11 protein-coding genes are annotated in these 12,796 nt (G+C 43.9%); all 11 read left to right on the top strand.

The annotated features are described in order from the left end of the window. Positions 1-356 precede the first annotated feature (356 nt). Complete coding sequence (hyaA, locus tag H5114_RS10500) at positions 357-1,493, top strand: nickel-dependent hydrogenase small subunit (RefSeq protein WP_124014784.1); 1,137 nt, start codon at positions 357-359, stop codon at positions 1,491-1,493. A gap of 2 nt (positions 1,494-1,495) precedes the next feature. Beyond that, on the top strand, positions 1,496-3,199 hold the full coding sequence (hyaB, locus tag H5114_RS10495; RefSeq protein WP_124014783.1) for a nickel-dependent hydrogenase large subunit: 1,704 nt from the start codon (positions 1,496-1,498) through the stop codon (positions 3,197-3,199). 30 nt (positions 3,200-3,229) lie between these two features. Next, complete coding sequence (gene cybH / locus H5114_RS10490; protein WP_182697294.1) at positions 3,230-3,898, top strand: Ni/Fe-hydrogenase, b-type cytochrome subunit; 669 nt, start codon at positions 3,230-3,232, stop codon at positions 3,896-3,898. Positions 3,899-3,913: 15 nt separating this feature from the next. Then, positions 3,914-4,468: a HyaD/HybD family hydrogenase maturation endopeptidase gene (locus H5114_RS10485; RefSeq protein ID WP_124014781.1), complete on the top strand. Its 555-nt coding sequence runs from the start codon at positions 3,914-3,916 to the stop codon at positions 4,466-4,468. Further along, positions 4,455-6,389 carry a NiFe hydrogenase gene (locus tag H5114_RS10480; protein ID WP_182722869.1) on the top strand — a complete coding sequence of 645 codons (1,935 nt, stop codon included), beginning with the start codon at positions 4,455-4,457 and terminating at the stop codon, positions 6,387-6,389. The genes H5114_RS10485 and H5114_RS10480 overlap by 14 nt, the downstream gene beginning before the upstream one ends. A gap of 55 nt (positions 6,390-6,444) precedes the next feature. Further along, a complete protein-coding gene (gene hypF / locus H5114_RS10475; protein WP_182722868.1) occupies positions 6,445-8,883 on the top strand; it encodes a carbamoyltransferase HypF in 2,439 nt (812 codons plus the stop codon). A gap of 478 nt (positions 8,884-9,361) precedes the next feature. Further along, positions 9,362-10,075 carry a hydrogenase nickel incorporation protein HypB gene (hypB, locus tag H5114_RS10470; protein ID WP_182722867.1) on the top strand — a complete coding sequence of 238 codons (714 nt, stop codon included), beginning with the start codon at positions 9,362-9,364 and terminating at the stop codon, positions 10,073-10,075. A 2-nt stretch (positions 10,076-10,077) separates the two neighbouring features. Then, a complete protein-coding gene (locus H5114_RS10465) occupies positions 10,078-10,320 on the top strand; it encodes a HypC/HybG/HupF family hydrogenase formation chaperone (RefSeq protein WP_124014777.1) in 243 nt (80 codons plus the stop codon). Then, positions 10,317-11,444, top strand: coding sequence for a hydrogenase formation protein HypD (gene hypD, locus H5114_RS10460; protein ID WP_124014776.1), 1,128 nt, complete (start codon positions 10,317-10,319; stop codon positions 11,442-11,444). Before H5114_RS10465 ends, hypD begins: the two co-directional genes overlap by 4 nt. Next, a complete protein-coding gene (gene hypE, locus H5114_RS10455; RefSeq protein WP_182722866.1) occupies positions 11,434-12,441 on the top strand; it encodes a hydrogenase expression/formation protein HypE in 1,008 nt (335 codons plus the stop codon). Before hypD ends, hypE begins: the two co-directional genes overlap by 11 nt. Beyond that, positions 12,441-12,785, top strand: coding sequence for a hydrogenase maturation nickel metallochaperone HypA (locus H5114_RS10450; protein ID WP_182722865.1), 345 nt, complete (start codon positions 12,441-12,443; stop codon positions 12,783-12,785). The genes hypE and H5114_RS10450 overlap by 1 nt, the downstream gene beginning before the upstream one ends. Positions 12,786-12,796: the final 11 nt, after the last annotated feature.

The raw sequence follows: 12,796 nt of genomic DNA, 5'->3' as shown, positions 1-12,796 counted from the left end.
TTCACTCGTGTCCTCATCTAGCTAATAATGGCCGCAAAACGTTTTTCATTTTCACTGATTCATTTTGCTTATAGATCAAAATGAATCAGTGACGCCATACAATCTCAACTGAATCACTGCCGTTCACTGCGCGATCACGTCCTGAGCTAAAATATGATCTGAGACAATTTGTCCAAATTGAGTTTTGTTAACTTGATCAACCTCATAAATTAGAAGCTACAAGCTTATTTTTGATAAGGAAATTTCTTACAAGTTGATTTACATCAAAGAGGATTTTTAGCCGAGTTCTAAAATTGATACCGATAGATTGCAACTCATTATTAGCAACTGAGCTAACTTAAGCAGAAGGTATCAACATGGACACACATGCAGCCCTTTATAAACAGGGTCAAGATCGCCTTGATTATTTACGCCAATTTGCCCAACGTCAGCCTGTCTCATTACAAGAAAAAATGGCTAACCTTGGGATATCTCGTCGAGACTTCATTAAATGGACCGCATCGGTCTCTGCAATGTTTGCCTTGCCCCTACCCTTTAGTAACTTGGTCGCTGAAGCAGCTGAATTAGCCGACCGAGTCCCTCTCATTTGGTTACACCTAGCCGAATGTACTGGTTGCTCCGAGTCATTAATTCGCACTGACTCCCCCAACCTTGACACGTTAATTTTCGATCATATCTCACTTGAATATCATGAGACGCTGATGGCGGCCTCTGGTTGGCAAGCAGAAGAAAACTTAGAAAATGCCCTTGAAACCTACAAAGGTCGCTATTTACTTGCGGTTGAAGGCGCTGTGCCGACGGCTAACAATGGCACCTTTTTAACTGTCGGCTGTAAAGGCCATACGGGTCTGCACATTGTCAAAGAAGCGGCTGAAAATGCTGCGGCAATTGTCTCTGTTGGCACCTGTGCCGCCTTTGGTGGTGTGCAAGCCGCAGCGCCAAATCCGACAGGGGCAAAAGGGGTTTATGAAGTGGTCGATAAGCCGGTGATTAACTTAGGCGGTTGCCCTCCGAGTGAAAAGAACATTGTTGGCACAATAATGTATTTCATTATGTTCGGTAAGTTGCCAGCCCTGGATATGTTTAATCGTCCTAAATGGGCCTATGGCGCACGGGTACATGATAATTGTGAACGTCGTGGTCGCTTTGATGCGGGCGAGTTTGTTGAAGAATTTGGTGATGAAGGCGCAAAAGCAGGTTACTGCCTTTATAAAGTCGGTTGTAAAGGTCCTTACACCTACAACAACTGCCCAACGGAGCGTTTTAACCATCACACGAGTTGGCCCGTGTTAGCCGGTCACGGATGTATGGGGTGCTCTGAGCCTAATTTCTGGGATGACATGGCCGATTTTGAAAAACCACTCGGACGCCAACTGTTACACGGCGTTGATGCTACAGCTGACACTATAGGTGCAGTCATTTTAGGCGCAACCGTTGTCGGTATTGGCGCCCATGCAGTAGCAAGCGTATTTGCTAAGCCTTTGGAGGAATAATCATGAGTAAACGTGTCGTTATCGACCCTATCACCCGCATCGAAGGCCATTTACGTGTCGAAGTTGAAGTGGATGACAATAATGTCATTACTAAAGCTTGGTCTTCGTCGACCTTATGGCGCGGCATTGAGGTGATTTTAAAAGGCCGAACTCCAATGGATGTGGGCTTAATTGTGCAACGTATTTGTGGCGTATGTACTTATTCGCACTATCGTTGCGGTACTGAGGCGGTTGAAAATGCCCTTGGTGTTAAGATCCCTCTTAATGCAAAATACTTACGCAGCTTAATGCAGTCCTCATTATATATGCATGATCATATTGTGCATTTTTATCATCTACACGGTTTGGATTGGGTGGATGTGGTATCGGCATTGAGCGCCGATCCGGCACTGGCGGCACAAGTGGCGATGAAATACTCTGATACGCCCATTGCTGCTGGTGAAGGTGAACTTAAAGCCGTACAAGCCCGCGTAAAAGGCTTGGTTGAAACAGGAAAACTCGGGCCATTTGCCAATGCTTATTGGGGAAATAGTACTTATCGCTTTAGCCCTGAACAAAACCTCATTGCGTTATCGCATTATTTAAAAGCCCTTGAAGTGCAACGTGTTGCCGCTGAAATGTTAGCAATATTTGGCGGTAAATCTCCACATCCACAGTCGATTGTTGTGGGCGGCGTAACCTCAGTGCGTGACATGTTAAGCCCTGCCCGTTTACAAGAATGGAAACAAAAACACGCTATCGTACAAGATTTTATTGAGCGAGCTTATCAAGCCGATATTGTGATGGCGGCAGAAGCATTTGGCTCTGAACCCAGTGTACTTGGCGGGGTAAATGTTAGCAGCTTCTTATGTGGTGAAGACTTTATTACCTCTGATGGCGAGTATTTATTCCAACAAGGGGTGATTTTAAACGGTGATTTAGCCAATGTGTCAGATATCGACCCTAGCTTAATTAAGGAAGACGTCACCCATGCTTGGTATCAAGCTGATGGGCCGCAACATCCATATGTAGGCACCACAATTCCTGATTACACTGGCTTTATTGAGCGCGATACTGTGTACGGCAAATTGCCAACCATTAATGGCGACGGTAAATACTCTTGGGTTAAATCACCACGCTATCAAGATGAGCCGTTAGAAGTAGGTCCATTAGCCTGTTTACTGGTTAACTATGCCCGCGGAAATCAGGTTGTTGTCGATGCGGTAAACGGCTTGTTAGCCCGTACCGGCTTACCTCTTGAGGCGCTATTTACCACCTTAGGTAGAACAGCTGCACGTATGCTGCAAACGGTATTAGTCGGTCAAGCGAGTTTACAAACCTTTGATGCCTTACTGGTCAATATGCAGTCAGATGAATCAACTTATGTGAAGCCTGAAATTGATCCAGACCGCGTTTATGAGGGCTTTGCGATGATTGAAGCACCTCGCGGTATGTTAAGTCATTGGATCCGCATTAAAAATGCTAAAGTTGAAAACTACCAAGCAGTGGTCCCCACTACCTGGAATGCTGGCCCTGTAGATGCTAATGGAAAAATGGGCCCTTATGAAGCATCCTTGATTGGTTTGAAACTTGAAGACCCAACTAAGCCTTTAGAAGTCATTCGCATCATTCATTCCTTTGATCCTTGTATGGCGTGTTCAGTTCACGTGATGGATTACAAGAAACAGACTCTAGGTCAATTTAAAATTGATCCAAATGGGTTTTAATCAGAGGTAATGGACTAGGAGGGAAAAAGTATGCAACATATTGCAACCCACGACCGGCAGTTGATATTTACTCCAGCGATTCGAATATTTCACTGGTTACGTGCCTTGTCTATTTTAGTATTAGTGATCAGCGGATTTTATATCGCCTGGCCATTTTTAGTGGCACCGGCTAGCACAGATGTCTTGGTGCAAGGTTGGATCCGCTTTGCGCATATCATTTTTGGATTTTTGTTAACCAGCATTACCTTAGTGCGTTTTTACTTGTTTTTCTTTAGTCGAAATAGCATCGAACGACGTTCGTTTAAAGATGTGTTGAGTGTAAAAAGCTGGATAACGCAAATAAAATCCTATTTTTGGATGGGCAGTTTAGACAAAGCTGGGGTTTACGGACCATTACAGTTTATGACTTATGTGGCCATTTCGTTTGTTGCCTTGATTATGTGCATCACTGGCTTAGTGCTTTACGCCAATGTGTATCACTTAGGTGTTGGCGGAATGCTAGGTGATGTATCAGCATGGATAACTGGTCTTTGTGGCGGATTAGCACCACTGCGAACTTATCATCATTACCTAACATGGGCCTTCATTATTTTTGTGGTGATCCATGTGTATATGGCGGTGTGGTCTGGTATTCGCTTTAAACATAATTCAGTCGATTCCATTGTATCTGGTTACGACTATCACAAAGTACGTAAATAGGATGAATCAATAATAGTGAAAAAAATATTGCTGTTAGGTATAGGCAATGTATTGTACGCCGACGAAGGAGTCGGCGTGCATTTTGTCAATTATATCAAAGACAAATATCAAATTAGCCATCTAACTGACAGTATGGATATTGTCGATGGTGGCACCCTCGCCCAAGGGCTAATTCCAATGATCAGTCGTTATGACCATTTAATAGTGGTTGATACGGTTAACAGTGTTGGTGTGAAGCCTGGCGAAGTGTATTTTTTTGATTTTGACCACGCCCCTGCTGAAATTGATTGGCAAGGCAGTGCCCATGAAGTAGAAATGCTGCAAACACTCAACATGATGGACATTGTCGGTGACAGACCGCTCACATTTGTTCTCGGCGTTACCCCAACGGTAATTGAACCAATGACATTAGGATTGACGCCAGATTTACATGCCGCCATTCCTGTGATGGAACACACACTATTAACCCATTTGGCCAGCTTAGGATTTAGCCTGGAAATTGTGGATAATATAACCATTGATCAGGTGATTCCTGACGCTTATAAGCGAGGTTGCTATGTCGATGCATAACATTCGATTTGACTTTGTATGCCAGAGGCATGTGCCATTATATGAGCACTTGTGTAATCAATATCTGGACCGGACTGAACTTAATATTAGTATTGGTGCAGAATCTGACCCGCAAACAAGTACCACACGTTATTTTATTGAAGCCTTTGCCACACAAGCTCAACTTGAAGCGTTAGCAGACGATATTGCCAGTGATTTTTTACTGTCGGTTTGGTTACTCAACACTCATATTGAACGTATTGATAAGCACTGTGGCCAGCGAAAACCTTTGGCGATGTCAGCCAAATCTTCAGGGTTACCTTTGTATTTTTGCCAACATTGCCAACCACTTTTTGGCGATAATCAACAGCCCTCTTTTGGTAATATAAACCTGCACTGTGAACACTGCATGGGGCATGAGAAGCTCAGTCGTGATGAAAAATCGTTAACTCAGGCCGACATTGTGTTAATGGCCAACCGCTTAATTAGCCATAAATCACTGCCCTTGCCTATTCTCGGGTTAACCTTGTGGTTAACGCCACCCACCTCATTAACAGATGAGCAAGCCAAAACGCCAACGCAGACTGAAACACGCCAAGCGAATCAATACCAAAGACCACACATATTAATTTGTAACCCCAATTCACTTAATAGCCATTTTATCGTCAATGACAGCCAAGTGTTGGCTTTATCGAGTATTGAAAAACCGTTAATTTGCGTTCGAGCAAGTAGCGATCATCCCAGCTTATTGGCGCCCTTGTATGAGATCCAATTCGCTGAAAACCGTTTGTTGGTGATCCTCACCGAAGTGCTGCGCCAAAAAGGCATTCATTGGTTATACGTGAGCAAGAATAGCGATCAACAAACCAGCCACGATGGCGTACTGAAAGCGCCATTGCGTTTAGCGATGATTAATCATCAGTGGTTGCCCATTACCAGCCTGAGTCATGGCACTATGCCCTTGCCCTCTACTATCACTTGTTTACATGATGAAAATAACTATCAAGATGGTCATTTTGCGTTTCGTGCTCACACCACAAACACCAGCATAGACTGGCAAGTCAGCCCTGCTGAGCCACCAGCAACAGTGTTAGAGAATGTCATAACTGACGATTCAAGTGATGTCAGCACCTCAATAACGACCAGTTTATGTGCATTAAATGCCGCACTATTACGTTGTGACATGACCAAAAAAATTCGTAAAGCGCAATTTGTAAAACATGCTGCGGTACTATATTTCAGTCAACATAATGCCAGCCAAATCGTCACCCTAGATAGCCAAAGTCAGCCTGAGTTGTTTTTTGAAATCCCCAAACTGCCTTTATCTGGTTATGAGATTTGTCATCGCTTATCTGAGTCGCCACAAAAAAGTCTGTTGGATAAGTTTAAGCAGTTATTTCCTGCTGAGTATAACCAACTATTGGACTTGCACATTCAAGCAGATGATGGCGCATTGTCACAATTAATGGCGGTTGCCACGCTTATTATTGGCGGCTATTCGGTTGAGACCGCTCAGCGAGTCACGGTCACTGAACTTGCCGATAAATTTATCGCCCTGGCAATGGCGCATCAGGGTAACAACGCTCCGCGAATTGACTTTCCGCTCACCAAGGGAGCCGCGCATCGAGGTCTCAATTGGTGTAAAACGTTAGGCACATTAATGAGTTTCAAGCTAGCGGGTGAAACTAACTTAGCCAAATTAGCGTTTGCATTTCATGATTCGTTTGCAGATTATTTAAGTCATTGGATAGAGCATTTAGATCAAAATATTGGCATAAAACAATTAGTGATTGCTGGCAGTGACTTTGCCAATCCGGTGTTAACTGAACGAGTGCAAATACGCATTGGTAAAAACTTTCCCCTAGTGGTTAATCCGTTATTGGATTTTGATGGCGTTAATATCGCAATAGGTGGGCTATATCTCAAACAACGCCGCGGATAAAGGGTATCTTTAGGTATATCAGTTTTTGCTTATCCTCGTTTGAGATTGAGTTTTTATGAAGCCATTACGACAAGTTACCGTTATTGTTAAAGGTATTGTACAAGGAGTTGGATTTCGTCCCTTTGTGTTTCGGCTGGCACACCAATTGAATTTAGTGGGCAGTGTGCTCAACAATCATCTTGGGGTGACAATTATTTTGCAAGGTAGCAACCAGCTGATTGAACAGTTTATGGATAGTTTGACTCAATCGCCTCCGCCATTAGCGCGAATTGATGCCATTGAAGTCATAAATCACCGCCAATTAAGTCAATTTGACGGCTTTAGTATTATCGATAGCCACATTTTAGACGGCGAACATGCCAACGTCGCTATTTCAGCCGACATGAGTATTTGCCTAGATTGTCTCGATGACATTAACGATCCTCATAACCGTCACTATCAGTACCCGTTTACCAATTGCACAAATTGCGGCCCGCGTTATAGCATTATTGATTCACTCCCCTATGACAGATGCAACACTGCGATGGCGGATTTTGTGATGTGCGATAGCTGCCGCGCGGCTTATACCGATCCACTCAATCGACGCTATCATGCTCAGCCAGTGAGTTGTCCCCACTGTGGTCCACAATTAACCTTTAGTACCATCAATGCAAACGCCGAATTTCTCTATGACTCGTCGATGTTAATCGCATTAGAGCAAGCCGTTGAAATGATTAACCGTGGCGGCATTGTGGCCATTAAAGGCTTAGGCGGATTCCATTTAGTCTGCGATGCCACTAATCATGACGCTGTGGCAGCACTGCGCCAGCGTAAACAGCGCCCAGCAAAACCTTTGGCGATTATGGTCACCAACTTAGCTCAAGCGCAACAGTGCGTTAGTGGCACGCCAGCAGAATGGCAAGCATTAACCAGCCCTGAGAAACCCATCACCTTGATGAATAAGCGTCATACTCGTGCAAAGAGTGATAACAATGATGCTGCAAGTAAACATAATAACACTATCGCACTTAGCGCATTGCTAGCACCAGGTATTGATCGCCTTGGGATCTTTTTGCCCTACACCCCATTACACCATTTATTAATGCAGCGTTTAAACAAGCCCATTGTGGCGACCAGTGCCAATCGCAGCGGCGAGCCGATTATCACGAATAAGACTGATATCGAACGACATCTAGCCCATGTTATTGATGGGATACTTGACCATAACAGGCCGATTATTAATGCCTGTGATGACAGTGTGGTGCAAGTGATCGACGAACAGGTGCAAGTGATTCGATTGGCCCGTGGCTATGCGCCACTGACCATCAACCTTCACTCTCCCATGCTATCCAATAGTCAACACAGCGTATTAGCGGTTGGTGGGCAACAGAAAAACACCGTTGCATTTGGCTTTGACGATAATCTGATTGTTTCGCCGCACATTGGTGATTTATTCAATCTAGAAGCACAGCAATATTTCAACCAAAGTTTAGCAACGTTCAGGCGCCTATATGATTTTAGCCCGAGCCATATTGTGCATGATAATCATCCACAATATGCACCGACTCAATGGGCGGTGAAGTATCAATGTGAGCATCAACTGCCGCCATCTCATTGTATTGGCGTACAACATCATTTCGCCCATGTACTGTCGGTGATGGCAATGCATCAACATACTGATCAAGTTGTAGGATTTAGCTTTGACGGAACCGGCTTAGGCGATGACAGCGTGCTATGGGGCAGCGAAGTGATGCTGGCAGATATACACAGTTTTACCACTTTGGCACACTTTAGCTCTTTTAAGCTTATTGGCGGTGAACAAGCGATTAAGCAGCCAGTGAGAATTTTACTGGCATTATTATTTGAGCAGATGTCACTGCAACACGTGCTCACGCTTCCTATTGCTGCAATACAAAATTTAGGCCGACATAAGGTAATGAATTTGTATCAGTTATGGCGTAACAACAGCCATTGTATTGAATGTCGCTCTGTTGGACGCTTATTTGATGCACTGGCGGTGGCATTAGACTTTATTGGCAGCTCACAATATGAAGGCCAAGCCGGTATGATGATTGAAGCCGCTGCAAATGACTATCTTGACAATGTCAGTGTTGAGGGCTTGCCGGCACTCTTACCGGTAACACTCAACAGGTTAAGCTGCACGGGTAATCAGGCGGATAAAGCAATTGAGCCTGTGCAATGGCACAGCAGTGACTTTATCGCTCAGTTAATCAATCATTTGCTCACTCACTCACAGAGCACTTCAATTAAACAGCAAATATGTTGGCATTTTATTAATGCCATTAGCCAGCAAGTTAATCAAGTCGCTCAACAGTATCCGCAGCTACCACAGGTATTTTGTGGTGGTGTATTTCAAAATAAACTCTTACTTAGTCAATGCCTTGATGATTGTCGTCAAGGTGGCAGGCACTTTTTACCCAGTGGTCATATCCCTATCAATGACGGTGGTATTGCATTGGGACAATTGTGGTACGCCATTCATCACATGGCTTAGTATTAAATGCTAGAGGTTTTTTACCCTGCCTCTGCAATCTACTTACCGTGAATTAGATAATGCTTAACTGCTAATTGACGGTGGTATTGCATTGGGACAATTGTGGTATGCCATTCATCACATGGCTTAGTATTAAATGCTAGAGGTTTTTTACCCAGCCTCTGCAATTTACTTACCGTGAATTAGATAATGCTTAACTGCTAATTGACGGTGGTATTGCATTGGGACAATTGTGGTATGCCATTCATCACATGGCTTAGCATTAAATGCTAGAGGTTTTTTACCCAGCCTCTGCAATTTACTTACCGTGAATTAGATAATGCTTAACTGCTAATAATTGGGCTATTGATCACATAATTTACTCAATAGCACTTTTGTTCACAGTCTTTATTACAAAATCTGATGTGCATCAAAGAATGCAGCAACCAATTAACCGACACTTATTGATAATCATAACAATAAGGTTAGGGAACATCATATGTGTAAAGATTGCGGTTGCTCAATGACTCATGACCATACTCTTCATAGTAATCCTCAGCTTAACGACAAAAAGACGTTAGCGGTTATCCATAAAATATTGGATAAAAATGATGTAGAAGCACAACATAATCGTGATCATTTTGCCGCTCATCAGGTAAGCGCATTTAACTTAATGAGCAGTCCCGGTAGCGGTAAAACCAGTCTGTTAGAGTGTTTACATGAATATCTCGATGGTCGTTATGCGGTAATTGAAGGAGACCTTGAAACCTCACGCGATGCCGACCGCTTAATAGCCAAAGGCATCAATGCCTATCAAATTCAAACCGGCTCAGCCTGCCATCTCGACGCTTTTATGGTTCACGGCGCACTGCATCACATTAATTTAGATGATGTAGAGATTTGTTTCGTTGAGAACGTCGGCAATCTAGTGTGCCCAGCCAGTTATGATGTCGGCACCCATAAAAATATTGTGTTGTTATCAGTGCCTGAAGGTGACGATAAAATTGAGAAGTATCCAGTGATGTTTCGCCGTGCCGATTTGGTCGTTATTACTAAATCTGATCTGCTGCCTCACTTTGATTTTAGTATTGATGAGGCTAAAGCACAGTTAAGTAAATTAAATCCCAACGTTGAATTATTAGTTGTATCAGTGAAAAATTCTGATTCAATGAAAGCATTGGCGAGCTGGTTTGATAAGCATCAGGAATATTAATTATGTGTTTATCAATCCCATCAAAAGTCGTTGAAATTCATGACGATGAAACAGTAACAGTTGATACGCTTGGCGTGAAACGTCGCGTGAGTTGTCATTTAATCAGTGATCCGCTCGCCATCGGTGACTTTGTATTGATCCATATTGGTTTTGTGATGAATAAAATTGACCATAAAGATGCCCAAGAAAGCCTCGATTTGTATCGTCAAATAGTCACCGCGATGCAATTGGAGTCGGCGCAATGATGACCCTCAATGACTTTTATCAAGGATTTCGAGATCCACTGACGATTCGTCATTTGGCGCAATTAATTGCGCAACAAGCAGCTAAAACCAACGAGCAAATAAACATCATGGAAGTGTGCGGAGGTCATACACACACCATTATGAAATACGGCTTATTACAATTATTACCCGCCAACATTCACTTTATTCATGGTCCTGGTTGTCCGGTCTGCGTTATGCCCAAAGAACGCATTGACCATGCAGCCGCCCTTGCCTCCCAAGCCGATACCATATTAGTCACCTTAGGCGATATGATCAGAGTTCCCGGTTCTGTGGGCAGTTTGGCGCTATTTCGCTCAAAAGGCTGTGATATTAGGCCAATATACGATCCACTAGATACCTTAGCGATTGCCCGTGATAATCCTGATAAAACGGTGATTTTTTTCGCCATTGGTTTTGAAACATCAACGCCAATGACAGCGGCATTATTAGCGCAAGCTGAAGCGCTAAAGATCGACAATTTATTGTTTCATATTAACCATGTGCTAGTGCCACCAGCCATTGATGCTGTGATGTCTGATAGCCGCTGTCAAGTCAATGCCTTTATTGGACCAGCACACGTGAGTGTGATTAGCGGCGCCCAAATTTATCAATCTACTGTGGATAAATACAAGACACCGGTTGTGGTGTCTGGCTTTGAACCTGTGGATGTTATGGAATCTATTTTGCGCATTGTGCGTCAAAAAGTAGCAGGCAAAGCGGAACTTGATAACCAATACAGCCGCTCAGTGAGCTACGAGGGCAATATTGCCGCACAGCAACTGGTCGACAAATATTTTATGGTTCGCGACAGCTTCCGTTGGCGTGGACTTGGGCCGATTGCTAACTCTGCGCTGACGCTGCGGCCTGAATATCATCACCGTGATGCTGAACGTATTTATGCCAAGATATTGCCCACAGAGGAAATTGATGATCATAAAGCCTGCATGTGTGGTGATATTTTGCGTGGTTTGGCCAATCCTAAAGACTGTAAAGTATTTGGCCGAGGTTGTACGCCACAAAGCCCGCTTGGCAGCTGTATGGTGAGCTCTGAAGGCGCCTGTAATGCTTATTATCGCTATGGAGAAGTGAGTCATGCCGACTAAAAAAACCATTCAGCTTAGCCACGGTGGTGGCGGTAAAGAGATGGACCAATTGATCCATGAGCTGTTTTTTAAAGCCTTTGATAATCCCATTTTGACCGCGCAAGAAGATGCGGCCAAATTGAACATGTGTGGTCATATTGCCTTTACTACTGATTCATTCACGGTTTCACCGTTGTTTTTTGCTGGTGGCGATATCGGCAAGTTGGCGATTGCTGGCACAGTAAATGATTTAGCTATGATGGCCGCGCAACCTGAATATTTGAGCTGCAGTTTTATTATTGAAGAGGGATTTCCTCTTGATGACTTAAAAACCATTGTTAACAGCATGGCGACTGAGTTACGTAAATCTGGCGCTCGAATTGTCTGCGGTGATACTAAAGTGGTGCCTAAAGGCTGTGCAGATGGCTTGTTTATAAACACGTCTGGCGTAGGGCGTATTTTACGTCCTGATATTTCAGCGCGAAACTTACAAGTCGGAGATGCGATTATTGTCTCTCGGGATATAGGCTGCCACGGCGCGGCCATTTTAATGGCTCGCGATGGCTTAACGCTTGAGTCTGAATTGCACAGTGATTGCGATACTTTATGGCCTATTATTGAGCAGTTACTTGTGGCCAACATTAACATTCATGCTATGCGCGACGCCACTCGGGGCGGCTTATCCGCAGTATTAAACGAGTGGGCTAAAGCGTCGCAAATTGGCATTAACGTTGACGAAGCCAGTATTCCTATTTGTGATGAAGTCAAAGGCTTATGTGAATTATTTGGCTTTGAACCTTTTGATTTAGCCAATGAAGGCACCTTTATTATGGCCTTACCAATGAATGTAGCCGAAGGCGCAATTGAAGTCATGCAGCGTTATGGTCATTGTGAGCATGCGGCGATAATTGGCCAGGTGACTGACGGGCATCCTGGTAAAGTGGTGCTGCAAACCCCTTGGGGCAGCAGTCGCTACTTAGATTTACCACAAGGTGAATTGCTGCCAAGGATTTGCTAATGCATGAATACTCGATTGTGATGGCGTTAATGGAGCAGTGCGAAGCCTTAGCTTTGGAGCATCAAGCCACAGGCATAGAGCAAGTGGTGCTTAAGATTGGTATTTTAAGTGGCGTCGAACCCGCTTTATTATCCCAAGCATTTGAGACCTTCAAGCTTGAAACGGTATGCCATAACGCTAAATTGATAATGAATATTCAACCGTTAGTGTTGCAATGCCGCGACTGCCAAACGCAATCAGAAGTCAATGAGCGCACTGTGATATGCCCTGAGTGTGGCGGCAATAACACTCTAGTGATCGATGGTGAAGACATGATGCTGATGCAGTTGGTGCTCGACACCTAGCATTGACACAG

Source organism: Shewanella sp. SR43-8 (assembly GCF_014163775.1).
Lineage (GTDB): Bacteria > Pseudomonadota > Gammaproteobacteria > Enterobacterales > Shewanellaceae > Shewanella > Shewanella vesiculosa.
This window is presented reverse-complemented; position numbering and strand designations above follow the sequence as displayed.

Coding starts and splice junctions, on each gene's coding strand:
- hyaA (WP_124014784.1), top strand. CDS start 357: ATGGACACACATGCAGCCCTTTATAAACAGGGTCAAGATCGCCTTGAT.
- hyaB (WP_124014783.1), top strand. CDS start 1,496: ATGAGTAAACGTGTCGTTATCGACCCTATCACCCGCATCGAAGGCCAT.
- cybH (WP_182697294.1), top strand. CDS start 3,230: ATGCAACATATTGCAACCCACGACCGGCAGTTGATATTTACTCCAGCG.
- H5114_RS10480 (WP_182722869.1), top strand. CDS start 4,455: ATGTCGATGCATAACATTCGATTTGACTTTGTATGCCAGAGGCATGTG.
- hypF (WP_182722868.1), top strand. CDS start 6,445: ATGAAGCCATTACGACAAGTTACCGTTATTGTTAAAGGTATTGTACAA.
- hypB (WP_182722867.1), top strand. CDS start 9,362: ATGTGTAAAGATTGCGGTTGCTCAATGACTCATGACCATACTCTTCAT.
- H5114_RS10465 (WP_124014777.1), top strand. CDS start 10,078: ATGTGTTTATCAATCCCATCAAAAGTCGTTGAAATTCATGACGATGAA.
- hypD (WP_124014776.1), top strand. CDS start 10,317: ATGATGACCCTCAATGACTTTTATCAAGGATTTCGAGATCCACTGACG.
- hypE (WP_182722866.1), top strand. CDS start 11,434: ATGCCGACTAAAAAAACCATTCAGCTTAGCCACGGTGGTGGCGGTAAA.
- H5114_RS10450 (WP_182722865.1), top strand. CDS start 12,441: ATGCATGAATACTCGATTGTGATGGCGTTAATGGAGCAGTGCGAAGCC.